Origin of the sequence: Cellulomonas sp. P24, assembly GCF_024704385.1 — a bacterium.
GTDB lineage: Bacteria > Actinomycetota > Actinomycetes > Actinomycetales > Cellulomonadaceae > JAJDFX01.
The window spans coordinates 2,741,019-2,755,845 of record NZ_JAJDFX010000002.1; the positions used below are offsets into that span (position 1 = coordinate 2,741,019).

The following is a 14,827-nucleotide window of genomic DNA, read 5'->3' on the forward strand; positions in this document are numbered from 1 at the left end:
GAGCATCAGGTCCGGGCACAGGCGCTACGGCCATTCCGCCCAGGAACTTCCTTTCCGTTCGTGCGCCCGGCATTCGGTCGATGCGTGTGAACCTTCGGCACACCCGTCAGCTCGACGGGCCGTTCGTCGCCTCTCCGAGGCCGACCAATGAAGGATCCACCATGACTCCTGTCCACGGACTCTCCCGCATCGCACACACTCGTCTGGGTGCCTCGGCACTGATGGCGGTCGGGCTGGTGGTGGCGCTTCCCGGCGTCGCGCATGCGGCCGCGCTCCCGGTCCCTCTCGGCACGGCCGACCCGTTCGTCGTGCTCGCAGGATCGGCGATCACGAACACGGGCGCGACGACGCTCAACGGTGACGTGGGGCTGTCGCCGGCCGACGGGTCCTTCGTGACCGGCTTCACCCCGGGGGTGACCCTGAACGGCACCCTTCACGCTGCCGATGCGGTCGCGCTCGGTGCCCAGAACGACCTCACGGCGGCGTACCTCAACGCCGCCACGCAGTCGCCGGCCACGGCGATCCCGACCGAGCTCGGCGGCACGACGCTCCAGCCCGGCGTCTACAGCGCGGGCACGTACGGGCTGACCGGCACGCTCACGCTCGACGCAGGCGGCGACCCGGACGCGGTCTTCGTGTTCACGGCGGCGTCGACGCTGATCACCGCATCAGCGAGCTCGGTCGCGCTGATCAACGACGCGCAGGCGTGCCACGTCTTCTGGCAGGTCACGAGCTCGGCAACGCTGGGCAGCGGCTCCCACTTCCAGGGGACCATCCTGGCGTTGACCAGTGTCTCTCTCGGTACCGGGGCGACGGTCGACGGCAGGGTCTTGGCGCGCAACGGCGCGGTCACGCTGCAGGGGAACACGATCACCCGGCCTGTCTGCGCGGCCCCGGCAACCACGCCGGCAACCACACCGGCAACCACGCCGGCAGCATCGGGCTCGGTCAGCCCGAGCCAGGTCACTGCGGTCCCGGTCGGTGCGGTCTCGACCGGTGACGGCAGCACGAGTGGTGGCTCGGGCCCCGTCGGGCTCGCGGTGATCGGCGCGCTCGCGGTCGCCGGGGCAGGCGGAGTGTCATGGTTCGCCGTGCGCCGCCGGTCGAACGCCTGAACGCGCGGCGCGGTCCCGGCCCATCGGGTGCGCGACCGCGCCGGGGCGTCGGCGCACGAGCAGCGCGACTCGCGCTGCTCGTGCTCGTGGGTCTGAGCACGGGCGCGTGCTCGACCCTGTCCGCTCCTGGGCCGACGGAGCCGGCCGTCGTGCCGGTCGCGAGCGCGCCGAGCTCGGCCCCACCGGTCGCGAGCGTGCCCCGCTCGTCGTCGAGTCCCGTCGAGCCCGTGCACCTGAGCAGATCAGCGCCGGTCCGTCTCCAGATTCCGGCGATCGGGGTGGACTCGACCCTCATGCCGCTCGGGCTGAATCCGGACGGGACGATGCAGGTGCCGCCGAGCGGCTTCCCGGCGGGCTGGTACACCGGTGCGCCGACTCCGGGTGAGCTCGGCCCGGCCATCATCGCGGGCCACGTCGACTGGAACGGTCCGGGCGTCTTCTTCGAGCTCCGACGCATCGTGCCCGGCGACAGGATCTCGGTCACTCGCGCCGACGCGGGTGTCGCCGTGTTCCGCGTGACCCGAGTCGCGGAGTATCCGAAGGACGCGTTCCCCACCGCGCTCGTCTACGGGGACATCGACCACGCCGGGTTGCGTCTGATCACCTGCGGCGGCTCGTGGGACGCGACGACGCACCACTACGAGGACAACACCGTCGTCTTCGCCGAGCTCGTCCCGCCGGCGTGACGGTCGTGGCACGGGCGCGACGTGGTGGCTCTCGAGCGGTGCGCGGCGCGACGGCTCACCGTCGGCGTCCGGTCAGGAGGTCTCCAGCTCCGCCGAGTACGTCCCGTGGCGAGCAGCGCCGTTGAGGGCGGCCCGGTGCAGCAGCGCCTCCTGCGCCGCACGCCGGTTCGCGGGATCGCCCCGCCACGCCCGCAGGACCGGGCCCTGGAGCGCGCGTCCGAACGAGAAGCTCAGCTCCCACGGGTGCGGCCCACGCCGGTTCATTGCGTTCAGCCGCGCGGTCGCCTGTGCGTCGGTCTGCCCGCCGGAGAGGAACACGAGCCCCGGTACCGCGGCGGGGACCGTGCGCCGCATGGTGTCGATCGTCGCCACGGCGATCTCGTCGTCGGTCGCCTGGACCGGGCAGTCCTGGCCCGGGAGGACCATGTTCGGCTTGAGCAGGGTCGCCTCGAGCACGACGCGGTGCCGCGCGAGCTGGGCGTAGACCTCGCGGAGCGTCGCCTCGGTGACCTCGGCGCACCGGGCGAGCGTGTGGTCGCCGTCCATGAGGACCTCGGGCTCGACGATCGGGACGAGCCCGGCCTCCTGGGCGAGGGCTGCGTACCGGGCCAGGGCGTGCGCGTTCGCCTCGAGGCACGTGCTCGACGGCCGACCATCGCCGATCCGGATCACGGCACGCCACTTGGCGAAGCGGGCGCCGAGGGTCACGTAGTCGGCGAGCCGACCGCGGAGACCGTCGAGCCCGGCCGTGACGACCTCGTCGGGGAAACCGGCGAGGGGCTTCGTGCCGCCGTCGACCTTGATGCCCGGGACGACGCCCTGGTGGAGCAGGAGCTCGGCGGTCGGCGTGCCGTCGTCGGTCTGGTGACGGATCGTCTCGTCGAAGAGGATCACGCCGCTGATGTGGTCGCCCAGCCCGGGGGTCGTGAACAGGATCTCGCGGTAGGCGCTGCGCGACGTCTCGGTCGACTCGACGCCGATCCCGGCGAAGCGCTTGGCGATCGTCGGTGTGCTCTCGTCGGCGGCAAGGATCCCCTTCCCCGAGCTGACCAGCACGTGCGCGGTCAAGACCATGGCATCGAGGTCCATCGTGGCCACCTTCTTCGGGAGCTGTCCCTCCACCGTCGAACCTGCTCCCTGACGCGCGCGAGAGACCTTCGTCCTCCACGACCCCGGTCGTGGTCAGCGGTGTCGCGCGACCTCGATGATGCTGCTCTCGTTGAGCTCGCCGAGCCCGGACGCGACCAACCGGTCCAGGCCGGCCAGTGCCGTCCGCCCGAGCGCCGCGGGCAGCCCGAGCGCCTCGGCGAGAGCGACGCCGTACGCCGCATCCTTGCGGCGGAGCGCGCCGGAGAACGTGACCTCGCGGTCGTGGTCGCCGCTCACCATGCGGAGCGCGTTGCGCACGACCTGGGGGCTCGCCGCCTGGCCGCTCGCGATCGCCCGGGCGACCTGGTCGAGATCCAGCCCGGCACGCTCGGCCAGCGCGATGCCCTCGGCCGCGGCGGCGATCTGGACCGCCCCCATGAGGTTGATCATCAGCTTGTAGACGGTCCCCGTACCGACGGGCCCGAAGTGCAGGACCTCGGTCGCGAGCGCGGCGAGCAGCGGCTCGGCCGCACGCAGGTCGGCCGGGTCGGACCCCACCAGGAGCGTCAACCGTCCGCCGGCGGCGGCGTCCGGGAGGCCGGTCACCGGACAGTCGACGTAGCGGCGACCCGTCGCGCGGACGGCCGCTGCGAGCTCGAGGACCCACCCCCAGGACAGCGTCGAGCACTCGATCGCCAGCGCGTCCCCGGCCGGGTCCGCCGCGAGGACGCCGTCCGGTCCCAGCCAGGCCGCGCGCGACGCGTCGTCGTCGCTGACCATGCACACGACCGCGTCGACGCCCTCCGCCGCCGCGCGTGGGCTCGGTGCGAGCCGCGCGCCGGCCCGCACGAGATCGGCGGCCTTCTCCGGGGTGCGGTTGTGCACGACGACGTCGTGACCGGCGGCCAGGAGCCGGCCCGCCATCCCGTGCCCCATCCGACCGAGACCGATGAACGCGACGCGTGACATCCCGCCACTGTAGGTCGGCCGACCACGGCCGCGGCGAGTCGTCCGCTCGGCTGTCGCAGCCGCCCGGACGGGCCTACCGTCAGGAGTAAGGACCCACGTCCGCACCATGGGCGAATGGCGCGGACCACCTCGGGAGGAGCTCGCCATGGTCCACACCTGGAACGTGAAGATCCATCTCTTCGACGCCGATGAGGTCCGCTCCGACGACGAGATCACGACCGCCCACGCGGTTCTGACGACGTCATCCGGGACGACGCTCGAAGGGTATGGTCGCGCCCGCCGGAACCCGGTCGACCGCGACATCCCCGAGATCGGTGAGGAGCTCGCGGCAGCCCGCGCCCTGCGCCACCTGGCCGACCGGCTCCTCAAGGCGACGACGGACGACATCGAGCAGATCGAGCACCACAAGGTCCACCTGCACATCTGACCTCCGCTGTCGCCGCCCGCGCCTCGCTCTCCTCTGGACAGGGTGCCTGCGCGGGAGGATCGTCGAGTGATGGGCGAGGTCGTGGCACTGGCGCGGACAGGGACCACCGCTGTGCCCGACGTGCGTCGTGACCGCCGCGAGCTTCAGATCAGCTGGCACGAGGTCGACGACGTGTTCGTCATCAGCCTGTGGCGCGCGGGGCGCTGCACGGGCACCGTCCGCATCGGGCCGGAGGCCGCCGCCGAGGTGATCGGTGCGCTCGCGGACGGTCTCGCGGAGAGAGGCTGACGTCGTCGTCGGCGGACCGAGGCCCCGGCACCGACCGTGCAGGCGCGGCATCGGACGTGAAGGCGCTCCCGAGCATGCCAGCCACGCAGGGGGGCAGGGGCCGACTCGCTCGGGAGCGCTGAGTACAAGTATCGGTCATCCAGGTGGGTGCCTTGAGCCATTCGAGGGATTCACAGCAAACTCTCACGAAGTCCGGCTGCGGGGCGCGTGCCGTCAGCGGCGCGCGGGTGCGCGCGGTCACCTCTGCGTGATCGAGATGTGCGCCTCGAGCTCCTCGGCGGGGACCGGTCGCCCGACGAGGAACCCCTGCCCGCGCCGGCACCCGATCGCGCGCAAGGCGTCGAGCTGCCCACGGGTCTCGATGCCCTCGGCGACCAGGGAGGTCCCCATCGCGTGCGCGAGCATCGCGATCCCGGAGATCACTGCTGCGCTGCGGGAGTCCGTGTCGACCTCCTTCACGAACGATCGGTCGATCTTCACGATGTCGATCGGCAGCTTCTGCAGGTAGGCCAGCGACGACAACCCGGTGCCGAAGTCGTCGAGGGCGATCCGCACCCCCAGGTCACGGAGCTCGACGACCCGGTCGAGCGCGCTGCTGAAGTCGCGGATGATCGCGGTCTCGGTGATCTCCACGCAGAGGTGCTCGGCCTTGAGCCCCGAGTTCGTGAGAGCGGAGGCGACGTGGGTGACGACACCGGGGTCGTCGAGGTGCGTCGCCGAGATGTTGACCGCGACCGTGAGGGTCCGGCAGGCCGACCCCTCCGCGCGCCACCGCGCCGTCTGGCGCGTGGCCTCGCCGAGGACGAACACCTCGAGCGGCACGATCAGGCCGGTGCGCTCGGCGAGCGGGATGAAGTCCGCCGGCGGGACCAGTCCCCGATGCGGGTGCTGCCACCTGACGAGGGCCTCGACCCCGACGACCTCCTCGCTGTCGAGCTCGAAGATCGGCTGGTAGTGCACCACGAGCTCGTGGTGGTTGAGGGCGGCGCGCAGCTCGCGGGCGTCGTGCGCGTCGCGGACCTTGGTGAGGATCGCGACGCGTGACTCGTGCGACAGCCACGAGACGAGCAGGGCGATCGCGACGAAGATGAGCAGTCGTCCCATCCAGTTGCCGGTGGACTGCTCGACGGCGCCCTCGACGTCGAGCAGGCTCAGCGGACCCGAGACGATCCCTGCGGCGATCGCGGTGAGCAGGGCCGTGTGCCAGCGGAACCGGGTCGCGGCGATGAGGATCGGGAGGTAGAAGGCCTGGGGCGCGACGGACTCGGTGCCACCGGCGAGATACGTGACGAGCCACGCACCGGCGAGCGTGATCAGGATGATGACGGCCGCGAAGAACGACCGGGCCCGGTGCGAGGCGTAGAAGGCACCCGTCAACCGGCTCTCGATCGCGGAGGGGAACCCGTCGTGCGTGGTGCGGTCGTCGTGGGCGCGATGCCCGTCCGCGGCGTCCTGTGCCGGGCCAGCCGTCATCGCGCCCCCTCCCAGACACCGCAGCGCATGACCTACCGGCCACCAGCATGTTCCCGCGCCCGGCCCGGCGCAAGGTCAGGGCCATGCGGACGAGACGCTGACGGCCCGTCGACCAGGGGCTACCGCGCGGCAGGCCCGACGTGGTCGCGCCACGAGTGGGCCGGCTCGAACCCGAGCAGACGTCGGGCGCCGTCGATCGCGAGCAGCGTCTCGAACTCTCCGAGCGGGCGCGTGATCTCGACGTCCGGGAACACCTCGGCGAGCAGGTCGGCCGACGGGCGGTCCATGATCGTGTCCGCCGCCGCGATGATGACGTTGCTCGACCCGGTGACGTCGGCCTCGAGAGCGAGCCGGAACGCCGCCGCGACGTCGCGGGAGTCGATGTACCCCCACAGGTTCCACGACCGGAGCCGCGCGTCGCCCCAGTACCCGGGAACCGCCGCGTAGTCCTCCGGCCGGAAGATGTTCGACAGCCGCAGCCCGACGAACGGGATGCCGGACCACGCGGAGATGTGCTCGGCCATCTGCTCGCCGACCACCTTCGACAGGGCGTAGGTGGACGTCGGCACCGGGAAGTGGTCCTCGTCGACCGGGGCGTAGCGCGGAGGCACGTCGAACGGCAGCCCGAGGGTCGTCTCGCTCGAGGCCCAGACGACCCGCTCGAGCCCGAGGCGCTGCGCGGCGAGGAAGACGTTCGCGTTCGCGGCGTTGTTCGCGTTCAGGGTGTGCGGTGCGGGCGCGTGGCCCGGGGCCGGGATGTTCCCCAGGTGCACCACCGCGTCGGCCCCGGCGAGGACCTCGAGCGCCTGCCCGTAGTCGGTCAGCTCGGCCCGCAGCAGGGGCACGCCCAGCAGCCCGGGGTCGCCGGTGGGTCCGACGGCATCGGTCGCGACCACGTGGTAGCCGTGGGCGAGGAGGTCGGCGACGACGGCGCGTCCCGCCTTCCCGAATGCTCCGGTGACGGCAACGGTGGTCATCGATCCTCCTGGTGGCGGGGTGGCGGGGTGGCGGGGTGGCGGGGTGGCGGGGTGGCGACGGACGTGCGGCAGGAGTGGGGAGCCTCGGTCGTCCGAGGCTCCCCACGGTAGTACGTGAGCGGGACCCTGGCCGCTCGCCCTGCACGGACGCCCGAGCGCCCGGCCCGGGTCGCTACCCGACGGTCACCAGGGTCTTGACCACCCCGGGGGCACGGTTCGCCATGTCCGCGAACGCGAGCTCGATCTCGTCGAACGGACGCTGGGAGGTGAACATCGGCGTGGGGTCGAGCCGGCCCTGCGCGATCATCGCCAGCAGCATGTCCATGTGCCTGAGGTCGCCCAGACCGCTCCACCAGGAGACGTTCTTGAAGAGGAGGTCGGCGAACGGCAGCTGGATCGGACCGGCCGGGATGCCGACGACGCTGATGCGGCCTCCGACGACGACGACCTGCCCGGCGAGGGTGATCGTGCCCTGGAGCCCGACCGCCTCGACGACCGCCTCCGCGCCGCGACCCGACGTGAGCTCGGCGACCTGGGCCGCGACGTCGCCGTCGGCCGCGAGCGTGTGGGTCGCACCGAGGGCACGCGCCACCTCGAGGCGGTCCGGGAGCGCGTCGACCGCGATCACCGCACGCGGTCCGTACAGGCTCGCGGTGTGCACGGCCGAGAGTCCCACGGGCCCGCAACCGAGCACGAGCACGGTGGCACCGGGTGCGGTGACCGCGTGCGAGACGGCCGTCCACCCGGTCGACAGCACGTCGCCGACGGTCAACGCCTGCGCGTCGGTGACCGGCTCGGGGACGATGCTGAGGTCACGGTCCGCCCACGGGACCCGGATCAGCTCGGCCTGCGCGCCGCCCCACCCGCCCCACGCGTCACCGGAGCCGAGGACGCCGCCCCGGTCGCACCGTTGCGTCTGCTCGGCGCGGCAGGACGCGCACGTCCCGCACCAGGGTGCGGCAGGGCCGACGACGCGGTCGCCGACCTTCACCTGGGAGACCGCCGCCCCGACCTCGACGACGCGTCCGACGTACTCGTGCCCGAGGGCGAACCCCCAGGGGGTCGGGAGGTGGCCGTGGACGAGATGGACGTCGGAGCCGCAGATCGTCGTGGCGGAGACCTGGACGATCACGTCGGTCGGCGCCTGGATCTCGGGGTCCGGGGCCTCGATCAGACGGACGGATCCCTGGGCGTCGCAGTACATCTCGCGCATGGTGCACACCTTCCCTGGTTGGCCCCTGCTCTCCTCACGCTAGGCAGGGGGCGCCGACCGGCGAGGGACGAAGGTCCATGCGGTGCGTGCGTACGGCAGGGTCAGCGCGGGAGGGTGAGCGGATCCCGTCCGAACAGGTCGGCCATCGGCCCGGTCATGAGGTCGGACCCCTTGATGGCGCTGGTCTCCTGCGGGCCGCGCATCACCCGTGCCCCGGACTCGTCGACGAGCTGCGACGCGCCGCCGGCAGGGCCGAGCGGCAGCACGATCAGCTCCGGCGCCGGGGTGTAGGTCGCGGTGGCCGGACGGCCGGCGATGAGCGAGGCGATGTTCTCCGCGACGACGGCGGCATGCGCTCGGGCGGCGCTGGCCCGCTTGCTCTCGGGGACGTCCGTGATGTCGCCGATCGCGAAGACCGACTCGTACCCGACGACGTTGAGCGTGTTGGTCACCTGGACGCGCCCGCCGCCGATCACCCGGCGGGAGAGCTCGGTGCCGAGGTAGTCCGTGGTGACCGATGCGTCGTGGCACCGGAACCAGACCTGCGCGCTGATCTCCTGGCCGGCCGTGGTCGCGACCGTGAACGGCTCGAACGTCCCGACGTCCGACGGGGGCAGGTACCCGAGGGCGGCCCCGAGCTCGAACACCACGCCCCGCGCCTCGAGCTGGCTCCGGATCGACTCACGCACCTCCGGCAGGAAGTCCCCGTTCGTGAGGATGTCGTCCTCCTGGTCGACGACGGTCACCCCGACGTTCCGGAACGACGAGGTGAGCTCGCCGGCGAGCTCGAGCCCGACGGGCCCGGCCCCCACGATCAGGACACGGTCGGCCACCGCCAGCGCCTCGCGCAGCCGCGCCAGCCGAGCCGCGGCCACGGACGTCTGGTTCTCGAGGAACTTCGCGGGGAACGGGTACCCGGTGCCGGTCGCGAGGACGAGGTAGTCGGTGTCGATCGCCTCGTCGGCCGAGAGCCGCACCTGGGTCGGGGTCGCGGTCCGTACCCAGTCGTGCACGATCCGGCCGTGGGTCAGCAGGCGGTCGTAGGGGATGAAGATGCGGTCCTGCCAGTCCGGGTCCACCGCGGCGCGCAGGGCGCCGACCGCGTGCACGAACGCGTCCTTCGGCTCGATCAGCACCACGTCGGCGACGTCGTCGAGGGCCTTCGCCACGGCGGCCCCGCCGTAGCCGCCGCCCACCACCACCACACGCTGCTGCATCGACAGTCTCCCCTCGGGTGACACCGCGGACCACGGGTGCGGGCGCGTCCTCCGATGATCGTACGAACAGCCACGTCAGGAGCGGGACGTACGGCCGCCGCGTCCGAGGACCCCGAGGTCGGCCGGTCGACGGACCGGGGTCGGATCAGGGCGTTCCCGGATGGTGCCGCACCCGTGCCGTTGAGAGCCTGGAGGGGTCAGAGCACCACGAGCACGAGAAGGGCGACGTCAGTGAACTCCATCCATGAGGCGATGGGCCGTGAAGGCCTCTACCGGCCGCGCGAGGGCCGTGTCCTGGGAGGGGTGTGCGCCGGCCTGGGCCGTCGGTTCGGTCTGGACCCGTGGCCCGCGCGACTCCTGTTCATCCTGCTGCTGATGATCATCCCCGGCAGCCAGATCCTCATCTACCCCGTCCTGTGGATCCTCATGCCGTCGGACTGATTCCCGCACCTTCGTCCTGCGCCAAGCTGCCCCGGGGCGGGGCCGCCCCAGCCGCCAGCCGCCCCAAGTCACCCCAGCCGTCCCGCGAGATCACACAGGAGGGCCGAGATCGCACCGTGCATGGTGCGATCTCGGCCCTCCTGTGCGATCTCGGCGAGGTGTGGTGGGTGGGTCAGTCGTAGGTGACGGCGTCGAGGACGGGGAGCCGGGCGGCACGGGTCGCGGGCCAGGCGGCGGCGAGGACGCCGACCACGGCCGCGAGCACGAGCATCCACGCCAGCTGCGCCCACGGGATCACCAGTGTCGTGAGGCCCGAGTCGGCGAGGACGGTCGGGAGCGCCGCGGCCAGAACGACGCCGATCGTCACGCCGATCGACGTCCCGAACAGCGCGGTCAGCACCGACTCGATCGTGACGACGCCCGCGAGCTGGAGCCGGCCGAGGCCGACCGCCCGCATGAGCCCGATCTCCCGCGTGCGTTCGATCACCGACAGGGCGAGCGTGTTGACGATCCCGAGGATCGCGATCACGACCGACAGTCCCAGCAGCGCGTAGAGGATCACGAGCACCTGGTTGACCTGGTCGGCGAGCTGCGACGCGAAGTCCTTCTGGTCGAGCACGGACAGGACGACGTAGGGCTTGGCGACCTCGACCAGATCGGCCCGGAGCCGGTCCGCCGTGACCCCGGCAGCCGGGGTGACGAAGACCGTGTTGATCTGCTGCTTCGCCGTCGGGACGAGCGTGGCCGAGAGCGAGTCCGGCACGACCACCTCGACGCCGAGAGCCTTCGAGTCGATCACCGCACCGACCGTGGCGGTCGTGGCACCGGTGTCCGTCGTGAACGTCAACGTGTCGCCGACGGCCCAGCCGTGGTCCTTCGCCGCGGTCTTCTGGACGGCGACCTCACCGGCCGCCAGCGAGTCGAGCGACCCGTCGACGGTCGTGACGTCGAGAGACCGACCGAACGCCGCGGCCGGTGCACCGACGAACATCGTGGCGTCCTTCTCGGACGGCGTCGCCCCACCCGTGGTGACCAGGGCGGACGCGAACGACAGCGCATCCGCGTGGGAGACCGAGGGGAGCCGGTCGATCGCGGCGACCGCACCGGACGGGATCGCCCCGGTCGCCGACTGGACCAGGAGGTCCGCCCGCATCTCGTTCGCGACGACCGCGCGGGTCGACTCCTGGGTCGAGGCCGCGAGGGTCGACGCCGCCCCCACGAGGGCCATGCCGATCATGAGGGCGCCGGCCGTGTTGGCGGTGCGTCGGGGGTTGCGCGTGACGTTGCCGCGCGCGAGCCGGCCGAGCGGCTTCACGGTCACGACGAACACCGCCGCGAGCACCCCGAGCACGCTGCGCGCGATCACCGGGGACAGCAGCAGCATCCCGAGCACGAGGCCGACGGCCGCGTACCCGACGAGCGCACCACCGTTCGCGTCGGCGACGGTCACCGACGCCGCGAGTGCGGCGAGCCCCCCGATGACGAGGACACCCCCGACGAGGGCCCGGACGCGGAGCGAGCGCTCGTGGACGACGACGTCGTCACGCATGGCCTCGACCGGAGGTGTGAGTGCCGCGCGACGAGCCGGCAGGGCTGCGGCGGCGACGCTGACGAGGGTCCCGACCGCGAGCGAGATCAGGACGGTCGAGCGGTCGAGCGGGATCGACCCCGACAGGTCCATCCCCATGCTCTCGAACAGGATCCGGAGCAGCGAGACGAGCCCGAGCCCCGCACCGACGCCCAGGACCGAGCCGAGCACGCCGACGACGGCCGCCTGCGTGAGGATCGAGCTGAACACCTGCAGCGGGGACGCGCCCACCGCGCGCAGCAGCGCGAACTCGCGCATCCGCTGCCGCACCGACATCGAGAACGTGTTGGCGATGATGAAGGCGCCGACGAACAACGAGATCGCAGCGAAGATCATGAGGAACGTCGTGACGAAGCCGAGCATCGTCTCGATGCTCGCCCGCGACTCCGCGCGCATCGCGTCGCCGGTCACCGCCTCGGCCGTCGGGCCGATCACCGGGGCGATCCGGTCGACCAGCGTGCGCTCCGGGATGCCGGGGTCGCCGAGCACGGTGATCGTCGAGACCTGCCCGTCGGGTGCGTAGGCGGCGGTCGCGGTCGGGACGTCGACGAACGTGATCGTGGCGCCGGCCATCGGTGCCCCCATCGAGATCTCGCCGACCACGGTGACCTCGCGCAGCTCTCCGCCGATGACGACGCTCGTGCGGTCGCCGACGTGCAGCCCGGACGCGGCCAGGGTGGCGGACTCGATCGCGATCTCGTCGGGCCCGTGAGGTGCGCGACCGTCGGTGATCGCGAGGGTGTCGTCCTGGGGGTACAGCGCGGTCGCGAAGCTCGGGGCCTGGGTGCTGGTCACCGCGGTCCCGTCGGCGCCGACCAGGACGATCGGGCCGCTGATGTCGGGCAGTGCCATGCGGACGCCAGGGACGGCGTCGATCGCCGACGCGAGGTCCATCGGGACCCTGGTGCGGACCTCGCCGACCTGGGTGCCGGTGGCCGTGTCGGCGGATGCCGGCTGGCTCCCGCGGACGTAGGCGTCACCGACCATGGCCGAGTCGATGATCCCGCTGAACGTCGACGAGAGCATCGTCCGCAGCGAGAACGTGCCCGCCACGAAGGCCACCCCGAGCGTCACGGCGAGGACGGAGAGCAGGAACCGGACCAGGTGGGCCCGGATCCCGCGTAGCGCGACCCGGCCCATCAGACGTCCGTCCCGGTCGTCCCGACGCCGAGCACCTCGGCGTCGGCGCTGTGGTGGAGGGCCGCCCGGTGGTCTCCGCGGACGTCGTCGGCCCCGAGCGAGCGGAGCGCGCTCAGGACGGAGTCGGGCGTCGGGTCGGTGATCTCGCCGACGAGTCGTCCGTCGGCCAGGAACAGGACCCGGTGGGCGTACGACGCCGCTGTCGGGTCGTGGGTCACCATGACGACGGTCTGCCCGAGCTCGTCCACCGAGCGGCGGAGGAACCCGAGGACCTCGTGCGCCGACCTCGAGTCGAGGTTCCCGGTCGGCTCGTCGGCGAACACGACCGCGGGCCGTGACACCAGGGCGCGGGCGCAGGCCACGCGCTGCTGCTGGCCGCCGGACAGCTCACTCGGACGGTGGCCGAGCCGGTTGCGGAGCCCGACGGCGTCGACGACCGCGTCGAACTGCGCGCGGTCGACCGGTCGTCGCGCGATGTCGAGCGGGAGGGTGATGTTCTCGGCGGCCGTGAGCGTCGGCACGAGGTTGAACGCCTGGAAGATGAACCCGAGCCGGGTGCGGCGCAGCCTGGTGAGCTGGCGCTGGTTCATGCGGCCGACGTCCTCGCCGTCGACGACGACGGTCCCGGCGGTCGGTGTGTCCAGGCCGGCCATGCAGTGCATCAGCGTCGACTTGCCGGAGCCGGACGGCCCCATGATCGCGGTGAGCTCTCCTCGGGTGAAGTCGACGTCGATCCCGGCGAGCGCGTGCACCGCGGTGTCGCCCGACCCGTAGGTCTTGACGAGGTCGCGTGCCGTCGCCACGGCGCGAGCCGTGTGCGCGGGGTCGAGCAGGGAGGTCGCGGCGGTGAGGTCCGGTGTACGCGTGGGCATGACGCTCTTCTCGCTGTGATGGAGGGGTGGCGCGGGTACAGGGACGATGCTTCCGAGCCGCGGCGCCCGTGGCGATCCGGGAGCGCCCTGAGTCGTCCCTGAGAGCACCCTGAGCGTGTGCCGACGGCGATCGGGGTCGTCACTCCTCGCCGAGGGTCGAACGACCAGGCCAGGCCCTCTGCCGGGGCCGCGCACGGCGTGCGGCCGCGGACGCCGCCGGGCGGGTGAATACGTGGTCCGGGTGTGGACGCCCGCGCCGCGGGCCGCGAGGATGAGGCCATGCACGAGGAGCGGGAGCTGCGGGTCGAGGTGTCGGACGCCGACATCCACCTGGCCAAGGCCGACTGGTTGGCGGCCCGCGACGGGGGTTTCCCCGAGATCGTCGTGGCCGACGCCTTCGAGGTGTACCGGCGTCTGATCTCCGCTCAGGCGCAGCAGCTTGCGGATGAGTTCCGACGACTTCGGTCGTAGTCTTGTGCTCTTTGGCACTTGGTGGGTTAGGGTGATACCTGAAGTTGCTGTGCCTCGCACGTCATGATCGCTCTCGACCTCGGTCGGGGCGCAGAGTTCCTTACCCGGAGCGGACGACGAACACCGTGACGAGCGTTTCCGACAGTCGGATCCGCACGAACGCTCCAGGAGGAGAATCATCATGACAACAGGAACCGTGAAGTGGTTCAACGCGGAAAAGGGCTTCGGCTTCATCGCTCCCGACGACGGTGGTGCTGACGTCTTCGCGCACTACTCCGCCATCGCGACGAGCGGCTACCGCTCGCTCGACGAGAACCAGAAGGTCGAGTTCGACGTCACGCAGGGCCCCAAGGGCCCGCAGGCCGAGAACATCCGTCCCCTCTGAGGACGCTCTGAGGCCCTGCGCCTCACGTACCACCACGAATGCCCCGGCCTCGGCCGGGGCATTCGTGCGTCCTGGGGCGACAGCCGGGCGGATGACTCGCAGCCGGGTGAGGTGGTGACGGCCTCGCGGGAGCCGTGGGCGGCGCAACCGTGAGGGGTGTACCCCGGCGGAGGTCAGCTCCAGACGGAGGAACCCTCGGGCAGGTCGACGGGCGGGTGGAAGGCCCGGATGGCCGGGAGGTCGTCGACGGAGACCGTCGGCGGAGCGAACTCCGGGGCCGGACCGCCGAAGAAGCAGCGGCACGTGCCGTCGAAGTGCATGAGCCCGGAGTGCGGATGTGCGGCGCACGGGGCAGGCTGCGGGCTCCTGCGTCCACCTGCCCGGGTGCTCTCGTCGACCATGACCATGAGGAGATGATCGACCGATTCGACCGGAAGATCAGGTACGTCGCGGGTGAATCGCCGCATATGAAGGAA

16 protein-coding genes are annotated in these 14,827 nt (G+C 71.9%); 7 read left to right on the forward strand and 9 right to left on the reverse strand.

Annotated features, from left to right (window positions below):
• The first annotated feature begins 161 nt into the window (after positions 1–161).
• Both LJB74_RS12765 and LJB74_RS12770 read left to right on the forward strand, forming a co-directional pair.
• Entirely contained in the window at positions 162–1,115 is a 954-nt protein-coding gene (locus LJB74_RS12765; protein WP_259308893.1) for an ice-binding family protein, read from the forward strand.
• Positions 1,082–1,801 carry a class F sortase gene (locus LJB74_RS12770; RefSeq protein ID WP_259308894.1) on the forward strand — a complete coding sequence of 240 codons (720 nt, stop codon included), beginning with the start codon at positions 1,082–1,084 and terminating at the stop codon, positions 1,799–1,801. The genes LJB74_RS12765 and LJB74_RS12770 overlap by 34 nt, the downstream gene beginning before the upstream one ends.
• Before the next feature lie 72 nt (positions 1,802–1,873).
• On the opposite strand, the gene LJB74_RS12775 is transcribed toward LJB74_RS12770, so the two are convergent.
• Positions 1,874–2,890 carry a class I fructose-bisphosphate aldolase gene (locus LJB74_RS12775; protein WP_259308895.1) on the reverse strand — a complete coding sequence of 339 codons (1,017 nt, stop codon included), beginning with the start codon at positions 2,888–2,890 and terminating at the stop codon, positions 1,874–1,876.
• Positions 2,891–2,983: 93 nt separating this feature from the next.
• Positions 2,984–3,859, reverse strand: a complete 876-nt coding sequence (locus LJB74_RS12780; RefSeq protein ID WP_259308896.1) for an NAD(P)-dependent oxidoreductase — start codon at positions 3,857–3,859, stop codon at positions 2,984–2,986.
• Positions 3,860–4,004: 145 nt separating this feature from the next.
• Between LJB74_RS12780 and LJB74_RS12785 the strand changes: the two genes are divergently transcribed.
• Together LJB74_RS12785 and LJB74_RS12790 are read left to right on the forward strand one after the other, a co-directional pair.
• A complete protein-coding gene (locus LJB74_RS12785) occupies positions 4,005–4,286 on the forward strand; it encodes a DUF1876 domain-containing protein (RefSeq protein WP_259308897.1) in 282 nt (93 codons plus the stop codon).
• Positions 4,287–4,355: 69 nt separating this feature from the next.
• Positions 4,356–4,574 (forward strand): hypothetical protein, encoded by a 219-nt coding sequence (locus LJB74_RS12790; protein ID WP_259308898.1) that lies wholly within the window; start codon positions 4,356–4,358, stop codon positions 4,572–4,574.
• A gap of 237 nt (positions 4,575–4,811) precedes the next feature.
• Here LJB74_RS12790 and LJB74_RS12795 read toward each other — a convergent pair whose 3' ends face one another.
• From LJB74_RS12795 to LJB74_RS12810, 4 genes are all read right to left on the reverse strand, one after another.
• Positions 4,812–6,047 (reverse strand): bifunctional diguanylate cyclase/phosphodiesterase, encoded by a 1,236-nt coding sequence (locus tag LJB74_RS12795; protein WP_259308899.1) that lies wholly within the window; start codon positions 6,045–6,047, stop codon positions 4,812–4,814.
• A gap of 119 nt (positions 6,048–6,166) precedes the next feature.
• Positions 6,167–7,024, reverse strand: a complete 858-nt coding sequence (locus LJB74_RS12800) for an NAD(P)-dependent oxidoreductase (RefSeq protein ID WP_259308900.1) — start codon at positions 7,022–7,024, stop codon at positions 6,167–6,169.
• 172 nt (positions 7,025–7,196) lie between these two features.
• On the reverse strand, positions 7,197–8,237 hold the full coding sequence (locus LJB74_RS12805) for an alcohol dehydrogenase catalytic domain-containing protein (protein WP_259308901.1): 1,041 nt from the start codon (positions 8,235–8,237) through the stop codon (positions 7,197–7,199).
• A gap of 101 nt (positions 8,238–8,338) precedes the next feature.
• Complete coding sequence (locus LJB74_RS12810) at positions 8,339–9,454, reverse strand: FAD-dependent oxidoreductase (RefSeq protein ID WP_259308902.1); 1,116 nt, start codon at positions 9,452–9,454, stop codon at positions 8,339–8,341.
• A 231-nt stretch (positions 9,455–9,685) separates the two neighbouring features.
• Here LJB74_RS12810 and LJB74_RS12815 point away from each other — a divergent pair, with 231 nt between their 5' ends.
• Positions 9,686–9,895, forward strand: coding sequence for a PspC domain-containing protein (locus LJB74_RS12815; protein ID WP_259308903.1), 210 nt, complete (start codon positions 9,686–9,688; stop codon positions 9,893–9,895).
• A 172-nt stretch (positions 9,896–10,067) separates the two neighbouring features.
• Here the strand turns inward: LJB74_RS12815 and LJB74_RS12820 are convergent, their stop codons facing one another.
• Positions 10,068–12,623: an ABC transporter permease gene (locus tag LJB74_RS12820; RefSeq protein WP_259308904.1), complete on the reverse strand. Its 2,556-nt coding sequence runs from the start codon at positions 12,621–12,623 to the stop codon at positions 10,068–10,070.
• Complete coding sequence (locus LJB74_RS12825; protein WP_259308905.1) at positions 12,623–13,495, reverse strand: ABC transporter ATP-binding protein; 873 nt, start codon at positions 13,493–13,495, stop codon at positions 12,623–12,625. Before LJB74_RS12825 ends, LJB74_RS12820 begins: the two co-directional genes overlap by 1 nt.
• A 279-nt stretch (positions 13,496–13,774) precedes the next feature.
• On the opposite strand from LJB74_RS12825, the gene LJB74_RS12830 reads away from it, so the two are divergent.
• Both LJB74_RS12830 and LJB74_RS12835 read left to right on the forward strand, forming a co-directional pair.
• The gene (locus LJB74_RS12830; RefSeq protein ID WP_259308906.1) at positions 13,775–13,966 is read left to right on the forward strand and encodes a hypothetical protein; all 192 of its coding nucleotides are present in this window, start codon (positions 13,775–13,777) and stop codon (positions 13,964–13,966) included.
• 181 nt (positions 13,967–14,147) lie between these two features.
• Entirely contained in the window at positions 14,148–14,351 is a 204-nt protein-coding gene (locus tag LJB74_RS12835; protein WP_259308907.1) for a cold-shock protein, read from the forward strand.
• A gap of 173 nt (positions 14,352–14,524) precedes the next feature.
• Here the strand turns inward: LJB74_RS12835 and LJB74_RS12840 are convergent, their stop codons facing one another.
• A complete protein-coding gene (locus LJB74_RS12840) occupies positions 14,525–14,758 on the reverse strand; it encodes a hypothetical protein (RefSeq protein WP_259308908.1) in 234 nt (77 codons plus the stop codon).
• Between the last annotated feature and the right edge of the window lie 69 nt (positions 14,759–14,827).